Source organism: Baekduia soli (assembly GCF_007970665.1).
Classification (GTDB): domain Bacteria; phylum Actinomycetota; class Thermoleophilia; order Solirubrobacterales; family Solirubrobacteraceae; genus Baekduia; species Baekduia soli.
Genome location: NZ_CP042430.1, coordinates 3,345,030 through 3,363,064, shown reverse-complemented (window position 1 = coordinate 3,363,064; position 18,035 = coordinate 3,345,030). Strand labels below are relative to the sequence as shown.

At 74.1% G+C, this 18,035-nt stretch carries 15 protein-coding genes, 1 tRNA gene and 2 pseudogenes; 3 read left to right on the top strand and 15 right to left on the bottom strand.

The annotated features are described in order from the left end of the window. Window positions 1–691: 691 nt before the first annotated feature. The 12 genes and pseudogenes from FSW04_RS15970 to rnz form a co-directional block, all read right to left on the bottom strand. Entirely contained in the window at window positions 692–1,651 is a 960-nt protein-coding gene (locus FSW04_RS15970) for an AAA family ATPase (protein ID WP_146920999.1), read from the bottom strand. Beyond that, window positions 1,648–2,922 (bottom strand): bifunctional phosphopantothenoylcysteine decarboxylase/phosphopantothenate--cysteine ligase CoaBC, encoded by a 1,275-nt coding sequence (coaBC, locus tag FSW04_RS15965; RefSeq protein WP_146920997.1) that lies wholly within the window; start codon window positions 2,920–2,922, stop codon window positions 1,648–1,650. The genes FSW04_RS15970 and coaBC overlap by 4 nt, the downstream gene beginning before the upstream one ends. A gap of 62 nt (window positions 2,923–2,984) precedes the next feature. Continuing rightward, a complete protein-coding gene (rpoZ, locus tag FSW04_RS15960; RefSeq protein ID WP_228430501.1) occupies window positions 2,985–3,158 on the bottom strand; it encodes a DNA-directed RNA polymerase subunit omega in 174 nt (57 codons plus the stop codon). Beyond that, a complete protein-coding gene (gene gmk, locus FSW04_RS15955; protein ID WP_146920995.1) occupies window positions 3,155–3,748 on the bottom strand; it encodes a guanylate kinase in 594 nt (197 codons plus the stop codon). Before gmk ends, rpoZ begins: the two co-directional genes overlap by 4 nt. A 7-nt stretch (window positions 3,749–3,755) precedes the next feature. After that, the gene (mihF, locus tag FSW04_RS15950; RefSeq protein WP_146920993.1) at window positions 3,756–4,097 is read right to left on the bottom strand and encodes an integration host factor, actinobacterial type; all 342 of its coding nucleotides are present in this window, start codon (window positions 4,095–4,097) and stop codon (window positions 3,756–3,758) included. Window positions 4,098–4,359: 262 nt separating this feature from the next. After that, a pseudogene (locus tag FSW04_RS28575) lies at window positions 4,360–5,462 on the bottom strand (quinone-dependent dihydroorotate dehydrogenase). Then, window positions 5,459–8,565 (bottom strand): annotated as a pseudogene (gene carB, locus FSW04_RS15940) (carbamoyl-phosphate synthase large subunit). The pseudogenes FSW04_RS28575 and carB overlap by 4 nt, the downstream one beginning before the upstream one ends. 1 nt (window position 8,566) lies before the next feature. Continuing rightward, window positions 8,567–9,706, bottom strand: a complete 1,140-nt coding sequence (gene carA, locus FSW04_RS15935) for a glutamine-hydrolyzing carbamoyl-phosphate synthase small subunit (RefSeq protein ID WP_146920991.1) — start codon at window positions 9,704–9,706, stop codon at window positions 8,567–8,569. Then, window positions 9,703–11,058, bottom strand: coding sequence for a dihydroorotase (locus tag FSW04_RS15930; RefSeq protein ID WP_146920989.1), 1,356 nt, complete (start codon window positions 11,056–11,058; stop codon window positions 9,703–9,705). The genes carA and FSW04_RS15930 overlap by 4 nt, the downstream gene beginning before the upstream one ends. Next, a complete protein-coding gene (locus tag FSW04_RS15925) occupies window positions 11,055–11,987 on the bottom strand; it encodes an aspartate carbamoyltransferase catalytic subunit (RefSeq protein ID WP_146920987.1) in 933 nt (310 codons plus the stop codon). The genes FSW04_RS15930 and FSW04_RS15925 overlap by 4 nt, the downstream gene beginning before the upstream one ends. Beyond that, window positions 11,984–12,541 carry a bifunctional pyr operon transcriptional regulator/uracil phosphoribosyltransferase PyrR gene (gene pyrR / locus FSW04_RS15920; protein WP_146920985.1) on the bottom strand — a complete coding sequence of 186 codons (558 nt, stop codon included), beginning with the start codon at window positions 12,539–12,541 and terminating at the stop codon, window positions 11,984–11,986. The genes FSW04_RS15925 and pyrR overlap by 4 nt, the downstream gene beginning before the upstream one ends. Before the next feature lie 89 nt (window positions 12,542–12,630). Then, window positions 12,631–13,602 carry a ribonuclease Z gene (rnz, locus tag FSW04_RS15915; protein WP_146920983.1) on the bottom strand — a complete coding sequence of 324 codons (972 nt, stop codon included), beginning with the start codon at window positions 13,600–13,602 and terminating at the stop codon, window positions 12,631–12,633. A gap of 353 nt (window positions 13,603–13,955) precedes the next feature. Between rnz and FSW04_RS15910 the strand changes: the two genes are divergently transcribed. The 3 genes from FSW04_RS15910 to FSW04_RS15900 all read left to right on the top strand — a co-directional run bounded on the left by FSW04_RS15910 (window position 13,956) and on the right by FSW04_RS15900 (window position 14,880). Next, window positions 13,956–14,028 (top strand) — tRNA-Arg (locus tag FSW04_RS15910). Between the two features lie 125 nt (window positions 14,029–14,153). Further along, on the top strand, window positions 14,154–14,564 hold the full coding sequence (gene mscL / locus FSW04_RS15905; RefSeq protein WP_187368836.1) for a large conductance mechanosensitive channel protein MscL: 411 nt from the start codon (window positions 14,154–14,156) through the stop codon (window positions 14,562–14,564). A gap of 100 nt (window positions 14,565–14,664) precedes the next feature. Beyond that, window positions 14,665–14,880, top strand: coding sequence for a hypothetical protein (locus FSW04_RS15900; RefSeq protein ID WP_146920979.1), 216 nt, complete (start codon window positions 14,665–14,667; stop codon window positions 14,878–14,880). 24 nt (window positions 14,881–14,904) lie between these two features. Here the strand turns inward: FSW04_RS15900 and FSW04_RS15895 are convergent, their stop codons facing one another. The 3 genes from FSW04_RS15895 to FSW04_RS15885 are packed head-to-tail and all read right to left on the bottom strand — an operon-like array spanning window position 14,905 to window position 18,019. After that, window positions 14,905–15,210, bottom strand: coding sequence for a hypothetical protein (locus tag FSW04_RS15895; RefSeq protein WP_146920976.1), 306 nt, complete (start codon window positions 15,208–15,210; stop codon window positions 14,905–14,907). A gap of 50 nt (window positions 15,211–15,260) precedes the next feature. After that, complete coding sequence (gene ligD, locus FSW04_RS15890) at window positions 15,261–17,657, bottom strand: DNA ligase D (protein WP_146920974.1); 2,397 nt, start codon at window positions 17,655–17,657, stop codon at window positions 15,261–15,263. An 11-nt stretch (window positions 17,658–17,668) separates the two neighbouring features. Then, window positions 17,669–18,019 (bottom strand): response regulator, encoded by a 351-nt coding sequence (locus FSW04_RS15885; RefSeq protein ID WP_146920972.1) that lies wholly within the window; start codon window positions 18,017–18,019, stop codon window positions 17,669–17,671. Window positions 18,020–18,035: the final 16 nt, after the last annotated feature.

Sequence of the window (18,035 nt, the reverse complement as noted above, 5' to 3'; positions counted from 1 at the left end):
GACGACCGGGCGCGTGTCGCTGTCGGCGCGCAGGCGCCGCTCCAGCAGCTCTCCACCCTTGGCCAGCGAGGGCCAGAAGATGCGCGACGCGGGCGTGCCCTGCCGGTGCTGGCGCAGGCCGTCGAGCTCGATCTCGGCCGCCACCGACGAGCGGCGCCCGAGCTGCAGGGAGCCGGAGGCCTCCCCGTCGCCGCCGGGCACGCGCACGCGCGAGACGCACGGGAGGACGAGCACCTCGTCCACGGTGCCGGTTCCGGTCCGCGCGAGGCGGACCATGAGGCCGAACGGGTCGCGCACGGCCACGCGCGGCGGGGCCAGCAGCTTGCGCCCGCGGCGGGAGAAGCGCACGTCGATGTGCACGCGGGTCGCCCGGCGCCCGGCGGCCAACGGCGCGGGCGCGGGCAGCAGCTCGTCGAGGATCCCGCCCGTGGGCAGCGGGCGCGCCGAGCTCACGTGGACCTCGACGGGCACCGGGTCGTCCTCCAGGGCTCGGCGGACCCCGACGGTGCGCCGGACCTCGATGCCGCGCGAGCCGCCGAGCACCCACGTGGCCGCACCGGCGGCCAGCAGGAGGAACGCCGTGCCGGGGACGTACAGCGGCTCGGCGTCCAGCAGCCCGCCGCAGACCACCAGCAGCACGCCGAGCGCGGCGGTCCGGATCAGCGGGCGGGTGGTCTCGCGCACGGCCGGCCTACAGCGCCGGTGTCGCCGCCAGGGCGTCGGCCACGATCTGCTCGCCCGTGGCCTCCAGGGCCTCGGGGGCGAGCACGATGCGGTGCGACAGCACGACGCCGGCCAGCGCCTGGACGTCGTCGGGCAGCACGTGGTCGCGGCCCTGCAGGACGGCGCGGGCCTTCGCGGCGCGCAGGAGCATGAGGCCGGCGCGCGGGCTGGCGCCCAGCTCGGTGCGCGCGTCCTCGCGGGTGCGCTGGATGAGCGCGACGATGTAGCCGCGCAGCCGATCGGACGCCACGACGCGCGTGGCGACGCCGATGGCCTCGAGCACGTCGGCGGCGGTGGCGACGGGCTCCATCCTCTCGACGCGGTCGCCCGCCTCGTGGTCGCGGAGCATGTCGACCTCGGCCGCGGGCGTCGGGTAGCCGAGCGAGAGGCGCGCCATGAACCGGTCGACCTGGGCCTCGGGCAGCGGGTAGGTGCCCTCGAACTCCACCGGGTTCTGCGTGGCCAGCACGACGAACGGCCGGGCGAGCTCGTGGGAGTGCACGTCGACGGTGACGCGGCGCTCCTGCATGCACTCCAGCAGGCCCGACTGCGTCTTGGGCGAGGCGCGGTTGATCTCGTCGACGAGCACGACGTTGGCGAACACCGGCCCGGGCCGGAACTCGAAGCGGTCCTCGCGCTGGTTGAAGATGTTGGTGCCCACGACGTCGGCGGGCAGCAGGTCGGCCGTGCACTGCACGCGTGCGAAGCCGAGGTCGGTGACGCGCGCCACCGCGCGGGCCAGCGTCGTCTTGCCGACGCCGGGCAGGTCCTCGATGAGCACGTGACCCTCGGCCAGGATGCAGACCAGGAGGTCCTGCAGGACCTCGGCCCGGACCTCGACCGCGTCGTGGACGGCCTCGCCGATGCGCCGCGCCAGCAGCCCGGCACGGGCGATCTCCGAGCCGTCGAGGCGCTCGTCGGCGCTCATCGCGCCCGCTCCGCCGCGCGGGCCGGGGCCGCGGCGCGGAGCCGGTCGACGGTCGCGAGGATCGCCTGCGCGACGTCGTCCTTCGTGGCGCGGGGGACGTGCTCGTCGCCCGCCGCGGTGACGATCGTCACCTCGTTGTCGTGGGAGTCGAACCCGATGCCCGGCTGTGAGACGTCGTTGACCACCACCGCATCCAGTCCCTTGCGCTCGAGTTTGTCGCGGCCGTGGGCCAGCGCCGGCGCGCCGTGCTCGGCGGCGAACCCGACGAGCGTCTGCGCCGGGCGGCGCACCGCCGCCAGCCCGCTGAGCACGTCCTCCGTGCGCTCGAGCACGAGCGCCAGCTCGTCGCGGCCGTCCTTCTTGAGCTTGCCGTCCACGGCGGCCGACGGGCGGAAGTCGGCGACCGCCGCGGCCATGACCAGGACGTCGCAGGCCGCGAACTCGCGCGCGCACGCCTCCCCCAGCTGCGCCGCGGTCTCCACGTCCAGGTAGCGGATCCCCGACGCGCGCGCCAGCGCGACGTTGGCGGCGATCACCGTGACCTCGGCGCCCAGCGCCGCGGCGGCCTCGGCCACCGCGAAGCCCATCCGGCCGCTGGAGCGGTTGCCGACGTAGCGCACGGCGTCGATCGGCTCGCGGGTGCCGCCGGCGGTGACCAGCACGCGCAGGCCGTCCCACGGGCGCGGGCGCGCCGGGCCCAGCGCGACGACGGCCTCCACGGCGGCCAGCAGCTCGGCCGGCTCGGCCAGGCGCCCCATCCCCCACTCGCCCTTGGTGGCCAGCGCGCCCTCGCCGGGCTCGATCACGGTCACGCCGCGCTCACGCAGCACGCGCAGGTTGGCGCGGGTGGCCGGGTGCACCCACATGTGGTGGTTCATCGCCGGGGCGACGAGCACGGGACAGGGGGCGGCCAGCGCGGCGCTGGTCAGCAGGTTGTCGGCCAGTCCGCCGGCCAGCTTGGCGATCGTGTTGGCCGACGCCGGCGCGATGAGGTAGGCATCCGCGTTGCGCACGAGCTCCAGGTGGCTGGCCGGGTCGTGCGACGGCGGCGCCTGGTCGGGGAACGCGCCGCGCGCCGGGTCGCGCTCGAACTCGCTGGTGAGCACCGGCGCGCCCGTGAGGGCGGCGAACGACGCGGTGCCGACGAAGCGCTCGCTCGTCGGCGTCTGCACGGCGCGCACCGCGTGGCCGGCCTTGGTGGCCAGGCGCACGAGCTCGAGCGCCTTGTACGCGGCGATACCCCCACTGACCCCGAGGAGGAGGCGCGCCATCGCGACGGCCTAGCGGTACTGGTACTTGATCTTGCCCGCGGCGACCTCCTCGAGGGCGATCGTCAGGTAGTTCTTGCTGATCGTCTCGACCATGGGCGGGGGAACTCGTCGAACGTGCCCTCGCCGAGGTTGTGGTAGTACGAGTTGATCTGCCGCGCGCGCTTGGCGGCGACGAGGACCGACGCGTAGTTGGAGTCCACGTGGACGAGCAGCTTGTCGATGCGGGGGCTGATCACGGGCCCAGTGTACCCCGCACGATCGCGGCCAAGGCGTCGACCGCCTCGTCGAGGCGGTCGTTGACGACGACGTGCTGGAACTCCCCCGCGGCGGCGAGCTCGTCCTGGGCCACCTCGAGGCGGCGCTCGATCTGCTCGGCGTCGTCGGTGCCGCGGCCGATGAGGCGGTCGCGCAGCGCGTCCTCGGTCGGCGGCCGGATGAAGATCTGCACGGCGTCGGGCAGCGTCTCGCGCACCTGGCGCGCGCCCTGGAGCTCGATCTCCAGCACGACGGGGCGCCCGCCGGAGGTGTGGCGCTCCAGCTCCTCGCGCAGCGTCCCGTAGCGCCGGCCCGAGTACTCGGCCCACTCCACGAAGTCGCCCGCGGCGACGTGGCGGGCGAACTCCTCGTCGGAGAGGAAGTGGTAGTGCTCGCCCTGGGTCTCGCCGGGGCGCGCCTGGCGCGTGGTGGCCGACACGCTCAGCGCGAGCTCGGGCACGCGCTCGCGCAGCAGGCGGATCAGCGTCCCCTTGCCGACCCCCGAGGGGCCGGTGATCACGAAGACCCCGGGGCGGGCGGTCCCGGCCGGCGGACGGGCCGCGGCGCCCACGCGCGCGTTACTTGCGGAGCATGCCGACGAGCTCGGCACGCTGGCGGTCCGAGAGGCCGCCGATGGTCTTGGAGGGCGAGATCCGGCAGGTCTGCAGGATCTTGTTGGCCTTCACCCGCCCGTACTTCGGGACGGCCAGGAGCATGTCGAAGACCTTCGCGGTCTCGAGGAACTCCGGCGGTTCGAGGAGCAGCTGGTGGATCGACACCCGCCCGGCCTTCAGATCGCGCTTGAGCTGGGCGCGACGCGTGCGGATGACGTTCGCCTTCTGCAGGGCGTCCATCCGCTGGTTGAGGCTGCGTTCGGGTGCCGCCGTGTGCTTGGTGGGCGAGTTGGCGGCCGGCGACATCAGGGGCGCCGATACTACACATGACGCCGTCGCCAGCAAGGCGCCGCGCACCAATTCAGCTGGACCTCGACCTGAGGTCCACCCTTCTTCACCCTGGTTGACGGTCGCGGCAGCATTTGCAGGGAATTTGTGGTGGTTATGTGCCGCACCCACGAGCGGCCGCCGGGTTCTCGCCGCTGTTTGCGGGAATCGCGCCGGCCGCGGTGCGCAGCGTCTGCGCGCGGGCCGCACCGGGCGGCCCCGGCGGCGTGGACAGGACGTCCTATCCGGCCGCCGGGGCGCTCGCCGTCAGGTCCCGGACCGACTCGAACCCCGAGGCCCGGACGAGGCGTCCCAGGGCGCGGTTGACGCGTCGCGGCCAGAGCGGCCCGCCGTAGACGAACGCGGTGTAGGCCTGCACCAGCGTGGCCCCCGCGCGCAGGCGCTCCGCGACGTCCTCGGCGGTCTGCACGCCGCCCACCGAGACGAGTACGACGTCGGACCCCACGCGCCACCGCAGCCGGCGCAGGACCTCCAGCGAGCGGGCCGCCAGCGGGGCGCCGGACAGGCCGCCGGCCCCGGCGCCGGCGACGACCTCGGGCGCGCTGCGCAGCCCGTCGCGGGCGATCGTCGTGTTCGTCGCGATGAGCCCGTCCAGCCCGGTGCGCAGGGCCAGGTCGGCGATGGCGTCGATGTCGGCGTCGGCCAGGTCTGGCGCGATCTTGACGAGCAGCGGCACCGTGCGCCCGGACGACGCCATCGCGGCGCGCACCTCCCCACGAGCGCCTCGAGCTGCTCGACGGCCTGCAGGTCGCGCAGCCCCGGCGTGTTGGGCGAGCTGACGTTGAGGACGAGGTAGTCGGCCACCGGGGCCAGCGCCGCGGCCGAGGCCCGGTAGTCGGCCCCCACGTCCCGGGCGGTCTTCGTCCGGCCGATGTTGACCCCCACGACCGCGCGCGGCCGGCCGGGCCGGGTCTCCCGCGCCCGCAGCCGCGCGGCCGCCGCGGCGGCGCCGCCGTTGTTGAACCCCATCCGGTTGACCAGCGCCCGGTCGGCGGGCAGCCGGAACATGCGCGGGCGCGGGTTGCCGGGCTGGGGCTGGGCGGTCACCGTCCCGATCTCGACGAAGCCGAAGCCGAGCGCGCCGAGCGCGTCGGGGTGCGCGGCGTCCTTGTCGACGCCGGCCGCCAGCCCGAGCGGGCTGGGCAGGTCCAGGCCCAGGGCGCGGACGCGCAGCGCCGGGTCGGCGGGCGCCAGCCGGCGCGCGGCCAGGCCGCGCACGACGGCCGGGCCCAGCACCACGCCCAGGACCGCGGAGCCCAGGCGGTGGGCGGTCTCGGCGTCCAGGCGGACCAGGACGCCGGAGAACAGGCGCTCCCAGATCAGGAGCCCGTCCCCGCCGCGGCCTGTGACCGGGCCAGGTGCAGCTCCTGCAGCGACAGCACGGCGGCGACGCCCTGGCGCCCGGAGGCGATCGCCCGCGCGGCGCTGAGCCCGGCGCTCAGCGTCGTCAGCGCCGGGATCCCCGCGCGACGGCCGCCCGGCGGATCTCCCATCCGTCCGTGCGCGCCCCGGAGCCGGTCGGCGTGTTGACCACGAGGTCGACGTCGCCGTTCTCGATCCAGTCCACGACGTGCGGCGAGCCCTCGCCGATCTTGTTGATGACCTCCACGGGCACGCCCCAGCGCTGGATGGCCTCGGCCGTGCCGCGCGTGGCGATGATCCGGAAGCCCAGGTCGTGCAGGAGCTGGGCCACCCCGGCGGCGGCCGGCTTGTCGCGGTCGGTGACCGTGATGAACACGGTGCCCTCCGAGGGCAGCGCGGCGCCCGCCGCGGCCTGGGCCTTGGCGAACGCGCTGGGGAAGTCGCGCGCGACGCCCATGACCTCGCCGGTGGACCGCATCTCGGGCCCGAGGAGCGCGTCGGAGCCGTCGAAGCGGTCGAAGGGCAGCACGGCCTCCTTGACGCTGACGTGGTCGATCGGTGCGTCCTCGGGCGGGAGGGCGAGGTCGGCGAGGCGCTCGCCGAGCATGAGCCGGCAGGCCATCTTGGCCAGCGGCACCCCGATGGCCTTGGAGACGAACGGCACCGTGCGCGACGCCCGCGGGTTGGCCTCGATGACGGAGAGCTCGCCGGCGTGGACCGCGTACTGGACGTTCAAGAGCCCGACGACGCCCAGGCCCAGCGCGATGCCCCGCGTGGCGGCGCGGATCTGGTCGAGCATGTCGGGGCCCAGGGAGTGCGGGGGCAGCACGCACGCGCTGTCGCCGGAGTGGATGCCGGCCTCCTCGACGTGCTGCATGATGCCGCCGACCCAGACCTGCTCGCCGTCGCACAGCGCGTCGACGTCGACCTCGATCGCGTCCTCCAGGAAGCGGTCGAGGTAGATCGCCCGGCCGTCGCGGGCGTTGCGCGTCAGGTAGTCGGCCAGGCCGTCGCGCGAGTAGACGATCTCCATGGCGCGGCCGCCGAGCACGTAGCTGGGGCGCACGAGCAGCGGGTAGCCGACGTCGTCGCCGCGGTCCAGGGCCTCCTCGATCGTGTCGGCCGTCGCGTAGGGCGGCGCGCTGTAGCCCAGGCGCTGCAGCAGCGCCCCGAAGCGCCCGCGGTCCTCGGCGAGGTCGATGCTGTCGACGCTCGTGCCCAGGATGGGGACCCCGGCCTCCAGCAGCCCCTGGGCCAGGCGCAGCGGCGTCTGGCCGCCGAACTGGACGATGACGCCCTCGGGCTGCTCGACGGCGATGACCCCGAGGACGTCCTCGAGCGTCAGCGGCTCGAAGTACAGGCGGTCCGACGTGTCGTAGTCGGTCGAGACCGTCTCGGGGTTGCAGTTGATCATCACCGCGTCGCGGCCGCTCTCGCGGACGGTCATCGCCGCGTGCACGCAGCAGTAGTCGAACTCGATGCCCTGCCCGATCCGGTTGGGCCCGGCGCCGAGGATGACGACCGACGGCCGGCGCGGCTCGGACCGCACGACCTCGTGGGCGGCCACCCGCTCCCAGCCCGAGTAGTAGTAGGGCGTCTCGGCCGCGAACTCCGCGGCGCACGTGTCGACGGACTTGAACGAGCGCTCTCCGGCGAACGGCGTCTCGGGGTCGCGAGCCAGGGCGGCCAGCTCCTCCAGGAACCAGCGGTCGACGAACGTGCGCGCGTGGATCTCGTCGATCGTGGCGCCCTTGCGCAGCGCCTCGAGGATGACGTCGTAGCGGTCCGACGCGGGCCGCTCGAGCATCGTCAGCAGCGCGGGGGCGTCCAGCGCCTGCAGCTGCGGGACGCTGTCGAGCTCGCGCGAGCGCATCGCCTTCAGGAACGCCTGGCCGAACGTGCGCCCGATGGCCATGGCCTCGCCGACGGACTTCATGTGCGTCGACAGCTCGACGTCGGCGCCCGTGAACTTCTCGAAGGCGAACCGCGGCCACTTGACCACCACGTAGTCGATCGTCGGCTCGAAGCTGGCCGGCGTGACCTTGGTGATGTCGTTGGGGATCTCCTCCAGCGTGTAGCCGACGGCCAGCCGCGCGGCGATCTTGGCGATCGGGAACCCGGTGGCCTTGCTGGCCAGCGCGCTGGAGCGCGACACGCGCGGGTTCATCTCGATGACGAGGATCTCCTCCGTCGTCGGGTTGACCGCGAACTGCACGTTGGACCCGCCGGTCTCGACGCCGACCGCCCGGATGCAGGCGATGGCCTGGTCGCGGAGCTTCTGGTAGAGGCGGTCGGTCAGCGTCTGCTGCGGGGCGACGGTGACGCTGTCGCCCGTGTGCACGCCCATCGGGTCGATGTTCTCGATGGAGCACACGATGACCACGTTGTCGTGGTGGTCGCGCATGACCTCGAGCTCGAACTCGCCCCAGCCGATCACGGACTGGTCGATGAGCACCTGCGAGATCGGCGAGGCGGCCAGGCCGCGCGCGACGATCGCGCCGTACTCCTCCTCGGTGCGGGCGATGCCGCCGCCGCGGCCGCCGAGCGTGAACGCGGGCCGCACGATCGCCGGCAGGCCGATGCGCTCGCGCGCGGCCTCGGCCTCCTCGGGCGTGGTCGCGATCGCGTTGGCGGGCATGGCCAGGCCGGCCGCGGCCATGGCCTGCTGGAACAGCTCGCGGTCCTCGGCGCAGTTGATCGCGTCGTAGTTGGCCCCGATGAGCTCGACGCCGAAGCGCTCCAGCGTGCCGTCCTCGTGCAGCGCCTTGGCGAGGTTGAGCGCGGTCTGGCCGCCGAGCGTCGGCAGCAGCGCGTCCGGGCGCTCCTTCTCGATGACCTGGGCCACGGGACCGGGCAGCAGCGGCTCGATGTAGGTCGCGTCGGCGAACTCCGGGTCGGTCATGATCGTCGCCGGGTTCGAGTTGACCAGGACGATCTCGTAGCCCTCCTCCCGCAGCACCTTGCAGGCCTGCACGCCGGAGTAGTCGAACTCGGCCGCCTGGCCGATGACGATCGGCCCCGAGCCGAGGATCAGGATCTTGTGGAGGTCATTGCGGCGGGGCATCTCAGGCGCTCCTGACGGCGTCGAGGAAGCGGTCGAACTGGTAGAGCGCGTCGTTGGGACCGGGGCCCGCCTCGGGGTGGTACTGCACCGTGGCGCTCTCGACCTCGAGCAGCTCGAGGCCCTCGACCGTGCGGTCGTAGAGGTTGACGTGGGTCAGCGCGGCCTCCCCGAAGTCGGTCTGCCAGCGCACGGGCTCGTCGGCCTCCACGCGGCCTCCTCCGTCGGGTGCCCGGACGGCGAAGCCGTGGTTCTGGGAGGTGATCTCGATGCGCTGGGTGCGCAGGTCCTTGACGGGGTGGTTGCCGCCGCGGTGGCCGAAGGGCAGCTTGTAGGTCTCCAGCCCGACGGCCTGGCAGAGCAGCTGGTGGCCGAGGCAGATGCCCCACACGGGGCGCTTGCCGATGAGCTCGCGGACCGTCTGCACGACGTAGCCCAGCGCCGCCGGGTCGCCGGGGCCGTTGGCCAGGAAGAACGCGTCGGCGTCGGTGGCCAGCAGCTCGTCGCTGGTCACCGTGCACGGGTGCAGCGTGACCTCGGCGCCGCGCTGGACCAGGTTGCGCACGATGGAGCCCTTGATGCCGGTGTCGATGGCGTGGATCCGCAGGCGGTCGCGCGGGTCGCCGGCGGCCGCCACGGTGTGGGCCTGCGCGGGCGTGACGAGCCGTGCGAGGTCCTGACCGGCCATGGGCGGCTCGGCGACGACGAGCTCGCGCGCCCGCGACTCGGGCACGTCGTCGGTGAAGATCCCGCCGCGCATCGTGCCGGCGTCGCGGATGTGGCGCACCAGCGCGCGGGTGTCGACGCCGGTGATGGCCGGCACGCCGCAGTCGGTCAGCCAGTCCAGCCAGCCGCGCTCGGCGCCCGGGGCGTCCTCGCGGTTGACGGCCTCGCGCATGATCGCCGCGCGGGCCCAGATCCGCTCGGACTCCATCGCCTCCTGCGAGACGCCGTAGTTGCCGATGTGCGGGTAGGTGAACGTGACGAGCTGGCCGGCGAAGCTCGGGTCGGTCAGCGACTCCTGGTAGCCCGACATGCCCGTCGTGAAGACGACCTCGCCGACGGCGTGGCCGGCCGCGGCGCAGGACTCGCCGTCGAAGCGCGCGCCGTCCTCCAGCAGGACGTAGGCGCCCGGGCGGCTCACGAGGCCACCGCCTCGGCCTGGCGGGAGCGGAACGCGACCGTGCCGGCCGCGACGGTCAGCAGCACGCGCCCGTGCAACGTGCGCCCGTCGAAGCAGCAGTTGGCCGAGCGCGAGGCGTAGCCGCCGTCGCCGACCACCCAGGGGCGGTCGAGGTCGACCAGCGTGACGTTGGCCGACTCGCCCGGGGCGATGCGCGGCGTCGGCAGGGCGAACAGCGCCGCCCCGTCGGAGAGCCGGCGCACGAGCAGCTCGAGCGTCAGCACGCCGGGGCGCACCAGCTCGGTGTAGACCGCCGCGAACGCGGTCTCCAGGCCCGTGGTGCCCATGGGCGCCTGCTCGAACGGCACCTCCTTCTCGTCGCGCGCGTGCGGCGCGTGATCGGTGGCGATGCAGTCGATGACGCCCGAGCGCAGGCCCTCGATGAGCGCCTGGCGGTCGTCCTCGGTCCGCAGCGGCGGGTTCATCTTCATCCGCGTGTCGAGCGTGCGCACGGCCTCGTGGGTGAGGCAGAGGTGGTGCGGCGAGGCCTCGCAGCTGATGTGCACCCCGCGCGCCTTGGCGGCGGCGATCGCCTCGACGGACTCGCGCGCGCTGAGGTGCTGGATGTGGATGCGGCCGGGATGAGCCGGGTCCTCCCCGGCGATCATCGCGTCGCGGGCGATCATCGTCGCCTCGCTGATCGACGGGATGCCCGCGATGCCGAGCTGGGCGCTGACCTCGCCCTCGTGCATCGCGCCGCGGCCGCTGAGCGTGGGGTCCTCCTCGTGCAGCGCGATGACCCCGCCGCACAGCCGCTGGTACTGCAGGGCCTTGCGCAGCATGCCGGCCGAGACGACGGGGCGGCCGTCGTCGGTGAAGCCCGCGGCGCCCTCGGCGCGCAGCTCGGCCATCTCGGTCATGTCCGCGCCGGCCAGCCCGCGGGTGATCGCGGGCATGAAGCCGACGGGGATGCGGGCGTCGCGGGCCGCCGCGTCGCGCAGCGAGCGCAGGATGGGCGCGGAGTCCACGACCGGGTCGGTGTTCGGCATGGCCAGCACGGCGCAGAAGCCGCCCGCCGCCGCCGAGCGCGTCCCCGTCTCGAGGTCCTCCTTGTGCTCCTGGCCCGGGACGCGCAGGTGCACGTGGGGGTCCACGAAGGCGGGCAGCAGATGGCGCCCGGCGCCCTCGACGACCTCGGCATCGGCGGCCGCCTCGAGCGTGCCGGGCGGCCCGAGCTCGGCGATCGCGCCGCCGCGGACCAGGACGTCGCGCGCCTCGTCCAGGCCGCTGCGCGGGTCGAGCACGTGCGCCTCGCGGATGAGCAGGTCGGCGACCGGCGCCGGGCCGGCGACGAGCAGCGGGGCGGCGCTCATGCGGGCGCTCCTTCCGGGGTGCGGGCGGGGGCCTCGGAGTGGGCGAGCACCTCGTAGAGCACCGCCATGCGCACGACGACGCCGGCGGCGACCTGGGCGGTGATCACCGCCTGGGGCGAGTCGACGACCTCGGCGCTGAGCTCGACGCCGCGGTTGACGGGGCCGGGGTGCATGAGCACCTGGGCGGGGCCGAGCCGGCGGCCGTTGACCTGGTACCAGTGCGCGTACTCGCGCAGCGACGGCACCCAGCTCTCGCTCATGCGCTCGTTCTGCATCCGCAGCGCGTAGACGACGTCGGCCGAGCCGAGGTCGTCGAGCGTGTAGCGGACCTCGCAGCCCATGGCCTCGATGCCGCGCGGGATGAGCGTCGGCGGCCCCGCGAGCGTGACGTGCGCGCCCATCTTCTGGAAGGCGATGATGTTGGAGCGCGCGACGCGGCTGTGCAGCACGTCGCCGACGATCCAGACCTGCGAGCCGTCGAGCGAGCCGAGCCGCTCGCGCAGCGTGTGGACGTCGAGCAGGGCCTGGGTCGGGTGCTCGTGCTTGCCGTCGCCGGCGTTGACGATCGCCGCGGGCGTCCAGCGCGAGACGAGCTCGGCGGCGCCCGCCCACGGCGTGCGGATGACGATGGCGTCGGGCTTGTGGGCGCCGAGCGTGAGCACGGTGTCCTTCAGCGACTCGCCCTTCTCGACGCTGGAGCCCGACGCGCTGAAGTTCACGACGTCGGCGCTGAGGCGCTTGGCGGCCAGCTCGAACGAGAAGCGGGTGCGCGTGGAGGCCTCGTAGAAGAGGTTCAGCACGGTCCGCCCGCGCAGGGCCGGGACCTTCTTGATCTCGCGGTCGGCCATCTCGGAGAAGGAGGCCGCGCGGTCGCAGATGCGCTCGATGTCCTCGCGGCCGAGGTCCTCGACGGAGAGCAGGTGCTTCATGCGGTCACTCCTGTCAACGCGGCGATGCGGACCTCGTCGACGTCGTCGAGCTCCTCGACGCGGACGTTGACGCGCTCGGCGCGCGAGGTCGGCAGGTTCTTGCCGACGTAGTCCGGGCGGATGGGCAGCTCGCGGTGGCCGCGGTCCGCGAGGACCGCGAGCTGGACGCGGGCCGGGCGGCCGTAGTCGAACAGCGCCTCGATGGCGCTGCGCACGGTGCGGCCGGTGAACAGGACGTCGTCGACGAGCACGACGGTGAGCCCGTCGATCGGGAAGTCGACGTGGGAGGCGTGCACCGTCGGCTGCTCCGCGCGCCGGCCGACGTCGTCGCGGTAGAACGCGATGTCGAGGTCGCCGATCGGCAGGTCGTGCTCGAGCAGGTCGACGAGCAGGCCGTGGATGCGCCGGGCGAGGATCGCGCCGCGGCGGTGGATCCCCACGATCGCCAGGTCGGCGCCGCCGGCGCCGTCGTTGCGCTCCACGATCTCGTGGGCGATGCGCACGAGGGTGCGCCGCATGTCGTCCCCGTCGAGGACGACCTTGTCGTGGTCCATCTGCCTTCCGTCCTTCCTGGCCTCACGGGACCGGGTTAAAGGAGTTGTGTCCCGACAACGTAGCAGCGGCGCGCGGACGGAACCGGGGCTCAGGCGCCGCCGGGACCGGCGTCGGCGAGCACCCGCGCGCGGCGCGGATCCCAGCGGTGCAGCTCGGGATCGCCCTTCTCCGGGAACGGCACGTCGACGAGGTCGAAGTCCCGCGCCACCTCGGTGCGCGGGAACACGCTGCGGGCCTCGTCGCGGATCTCCCCGCCCGCGTAGCGCGTGGAGATGTGGGTGAGCACGAGCAGCCCGACGCCGGCCTCGGCCGCCAGCTCGGCGGCCTGGCGCGCCGTGGAGTGCCCGGTCTGCTGCGCGCGCTCGCGCTCCTGCGAGGTGAACGTCGCCTCGTGGACCAGGACGTCGGCGCCGTGCGCCGCGACGCGGACCATGTCGCACGGCGCGGTGTCGCCCGAGAACACGATGGTGCGCCCGCGCCGGGCCTCCCCCACGACCTGCTCGGGCGTGACGGCGCCGACGGCCTCGCCGCGCTGCAGGCGTCCGAAGTCGGGCCCCGGCGCCACGCCGAGCTCGGCGGCCCGCGCGGCGTCGAAGCGCCCGGGGCGGTCCTGCTCGATCAGGGCGTAGCCGTAGGCCTCGCCGCGGTGGCGCACCCGCAGCGCGTGGATCTCGTAGTCGCCGAACTCGACGATGGCGTCGGGCTCGAGGTCGACGACCCGGAAGCGGTAGCGCAGCCGGCCGAACACGGTGCGGCGCATCGCGTCCATCAGCGCGACCGTGCCGGGCGGCCCGTAGACCGTCAGCGGCGTGGTGCGGTCGCGGAGCTCGAAGGACTTGAGCATGCCCGGCAGGCCGAGCCAGTGGTCGACGTGCAGGTGCGTGAGCAGGACCTCGGTGATCTCCGGCAGCCCGACGCTGCGCACGAGCTGGCGCTGGGTCCCCTCGCCGCAGTCGATGAGCAGCTTGTCCGAGCCGCACCGGACCAGCGTCGCGGGCAGGCCGCGGCGGGCGGTGGGCACCGAGCCCGCGGTGCCGGCGAAGAACAGCGAGAGGTCCATGGAGACGGCCCCACCCTAGCGCCGGGGTGCCCGCCCGCCCGCCGCCCGGCGGCTCGGGGGGCGATGACCCGCATCCGCGCCCACGGGATCGCGCCGCAGGAGGGTCGGTCACGCCGGCCGGACCCCGGATGTCGCAGGGCCGCGCGCCGGGCGCGGCAGGGCGGAGACGTCGGCCGCGCTCGAGCTGGACTGCGCACGTACCGGGAGGTGACGTTCGGCCCGGGCGCCCCGCAGCCCGCGCGCGGGCATCCCGCGATGCCGCGCTCATCGCTCAGTGGTCCCCGCGATCCCGGATGGCCGGGCGACCCGGCCGCGGCGATCTCCCCGGCGCCGGTCCGTACTATGTGCTCCAGGCGCCCGTAGCTCAGTGGATAGAGCGTCCGCCTCCGGAGCGGAAGGTCGCAGGTTCGAATCCTGCCGGGCGCGTGGCCGCGAGCACCTCGCCGGCCCGGCGCGCACGAGGGCAGGAGCGCACCGCCCCGCGCCGAAGTCCGATCCGGTACGCCATGGGGGGCGTGCCCCATCTCGTCCATCCGCAGAGAGGTGCATCCATGAAGGGCTTCCGGGAGTTCATCCTGCGTGGCAACCTCGTCGACCTGGCCGTGGCGGTCGTCATCGGTGCCGCGTTCGGTGCCGTCGTGACCGCGCTGGTCGCCGACATCATCACCCCGATCATCGGGGCGATCGGCGGCAAGCCGGACTTCAGCAACCTGTCGTTCACGATCAACAAGTCGCACTTCAAGTACGGCGACTTCCTCAACGCGCTGATCACGTTCCTCATCATCGCCGCGGTCGTGTACTTCTTCGTGGTCAAGCCCGTCGCGGCGCTGCTCGAGCGCCTCATGCCCAAGAAGGAGGTCGGACCGGTGCGCTCGTGCCCCGAGTGCCTGTCCGACATCCCCGTCGCGGCCCGCCGCTGCGCGTTCTGCACGGCCGAGGTCGGCCCCGCGGCGACCGCCTGACCGAGCCCCGGCCCGCCTGGACCTCAACGCCCGCACGGCGCGCGCGTTGAGGTCCAGCGGCCTTGCGGGCCCCGCCGGTCGTCGCCACACTCGGGGCAGCATGGATGCCACCGACGACCCCCTCGCCGAGCTCGCCCGAGAGCTCGAGCGCCTCTCCCGGGCCCACCTCGCCCTCGGCGAGGCCACGGCCGGGCTGATCCCCCAGGCGCCGGCCGAGGACCGCCGTCGGCTGCGCCGCGCCGCCGCGGCGTCGCGCTCGGCGGCGCGGACCGCCTCGGAGGCCAGCGCCCGGGCCTTCGCCGCGCTCGAGGACTGACGGCCGGCGCCGGCGCCACGGGCGTCACGCGCAGAGCGTCTGCAGGATCCCCAGCGCCCGCTCGGGGTCGCGACGCATGATCTGGAACGCGACCCGCGCGTGGTCGACGTCCTCCAGCGTGACCGCGCGCTCGACGCAGAAGCGCCCGATCCAGCGCACGGCCGCGCGCTCGTAGCGCTCGGGCTCGCGGTCGCGCAACAGCACGCAGACCTGCAGGGCGTCCCCGAGCCGGACGGCCGGCAGCTCGGCCGCGGCCGCCCGGATGAGCGTGAGGTTGCCCGTGGTGAGGGCCCGTTGGAAGCGGCTGTAGGCGGATCCGGCGTCTGACACGAACATATGTTCGCACATGCGCCCCGGTCCGGGGACGGGTGCCCGGCGGCTCAGAGCGCCGGCAGCTCCTGGACCAGCGTGAGCACCGGGGCGAAGAGGTCGCCCTGGTCGCGCACGCGCGCCAGCACGCCGTCGAGGTCGAAGACCAGGCCGTCCGCGCTGCCGGCGTCCAGCGCGGCCGCGACCTCGTCCCAGGCCAGCGGCGTGGAGACCGTCGGGCGCTCCCGGGCCCGTGGCGAGTACACGCACACCGTCGTCTTGTTGTCGTCGTTCTGGCTCCAGTCCACGAGCACCCGCCCCGGGCGCAGGCGCTTGGCCTGCCGCGAGACCACCAGATCGCCGGCCTCGGCCTCCAGCAGCTCGGCGACGGCCCTGGCCAGGCCCTTGGTCTGGGCGTAGGTCGTGGTCTCGGGCGTGTTGAGCGGGACGTAGACCTGCATCCCCTTCGAGCCCGACGTCTTCGGGAACGCCTGCAGCCCGAGGTGCTCGAACATCCCCTGCAGGACGACCGCGACGCGGCAGCACTCCAGCAGGCCCGCGGGCTCACCGGGGTCGAGGTCGAACGCGATCATCGTCGGCCCGGTGATGCCGGAGGTCTCCCGCACGCGGTGCATCGGGGTGTGCAGCTCGAGGTCGGCCAGGTTGCCCAGCCAGGCCAGGGTGGCCGCGTCCTGGGCCAGCACGTAGGTGATGGTCTTCTCGCGGGCGTGGCGGACGGGCGCGACGGCGACCCAGTCGGGCCGGTGCGACGGCGCCTGCTTCTCGTAGAAGAACTTGGCGTCGGCGCCGTCGGGATAGCGCTTGAGCGTCAGCGGGCGGTGCTCGAGGTGGGGCAGCAGCGTCGGGGCCAGCTCGACGAGGTAGCGGATGAGGTCGCCCTTCGTGTGCCCGGAGGCCCAGAGGGGCTTGTCCACGTTGGTCAGCCGCAGCTCGCGGCCGTCGATCTCGGCGAGCACCGCCGAGCCCGCGCCGCCCGTGCGCAGCCGCTCGCGCACGACGAGCCCCGCCGGCTTGTCGTCGCGCAGCCCCTTGTAGGAGGGGGCGCGCAGGACGCCCTCGCGCGACCACTCCAGGAACTCGACCTCGCAGACCAGCCGGGGCTCGACGTAGATCGCCTCGCGCGGGATCTTCACCGCCTTGGGCACGACGTCCAGCGGCGAGGCGTCGCGCTCCAGCGGGCCCAGCAGGCCCGCCAGGCGCTCCAGCTCGGCCTCCGTGAACCCCGTGCCCACGCGGCCGGCGTAGCGCAGCGCGTCGCCCTCGCGCACGGCCACCAGTAGCGCGCCGATCCGCTCGCGCCTCCGCCCCTCCCCGGGCAGCCACCCGGCGATGACCAGCTCCTGGCGCTGGACGTTCTTGATCTTGCGCCAGGCGCCGGTGCGCCGGCCCGGCTCGTACGGAGAGTCCAGCCGCTTGGCGATGACGCCCTCCAGCCCCTGCTCGCGGGTGGCCGCCAGCATCCGGCGCCCGTCGCCCACCACGTGGTCGGGCGCCGCCCAGCGCTCGCCCTCGAGCGCGAGCGCGGCGAGCCGCTCGCGCCGCTCGGCGTAGGGCAGGTCCATGAGCGAGCGGCCGTCGAGCCAGAGCAGGTCGAAGGCCACGTAGGTGACGGGCGCCTCGCGGGCCAGGCGCCGCACCTGGCTCTCGCGCGTGAGGTGCATCCGTCCCTGCAGGGCGGCGAACGACGGGCGCCCGTCGGCGTCGAGCGCCACGACCTCGCCGTCGAGGATCGCGCGGTGCATGCTCAGCGCGCGGTTCATCCGGGCCAGCTCGGGATAGCGCGGGGTGACGTCGTTGCCGTTGCGGGTCACGAACCGCATCCGCCCGGGCTCGCTGAAGCAGATCGCGCGGACCCCGTCCCACTTGATCTCGTAGGCCCAGCCGTCGTCGTCGCGTGGGATCTCGCCGGGGCGGGCGAGCATCGGCACCAGGCGGTCGGGCATGGGCTCGTGGCCGAGGATCCAGTCGCCCTCGGCGGGCTCGCCCATGCGGTGGATCATCCAGTCCTTGGACGGCCCGTCGCCCTCGCCGATGGCGAACAGCGCGTAGCGGCCGGTGACGCGCTCGCCGTGCAGCTCGACCTCGACCTTGCGCTCGTCCCACTTGAGCAGCTCGTAGGTGCCGTGGTCCCAGATCGTCATCGTCCCCGCCCCGTAGCTGCCCTTGGGGATCTCGCCGTGGAAGTCGAGGTACTCGAGCGGGTGGTCCTCGGTGTGCACGGCCAGGCGGTTGTCGCGCGCCGCCCACGGCAGGCCGTTGGGGATCGCCCAGGAGGCCAGCGCACCGTCGTGTTCGAGCCGCAGGTCCCAGTGCAGCCGCGTGGCGCTGTGCTCCTGGATGACGAAGCGCGGCGCGCCCTTGCGCGCGCTGGTCCGCCGGCCCTTGGGCTCGGGTGTGGCGGTGAAGTCGCGCTTGGCGTCGTAGGGGTCCAGGGCCCGTCCGGCCATCGCCCAGCGACCTACCCGGCGGCGACGCGCAGCACCGTCTCGCGCAGCTCGGCGATCGACGCGTCCTTCTCGACGTAGGCGCTGGCGCCGCCGCGACGGCCCTCGCCGTACTCGCGCGGGTGCCCGCTGAGCACGACGACGCGCACGCCCGGGGCCGCCGCCGCGAGCTCGCCGACCGCGTCGCGGTCGGCGTCGAGCAGGTCGAGCAGGACGACGTCGGGGCGCGCCTGGACCGCGGCGCGCACGGCCGCGTCGACGTTCGCGGCCTCGGCCACGATCTCGAGGTCGTCGTCGTCCTCGAGCTCGGCACGCAGCAGGGCCCGGAACGCGGCGGAGTCGTCGCAGTGCAGGATGCGGACCATCCAGCTCCAGAGTACG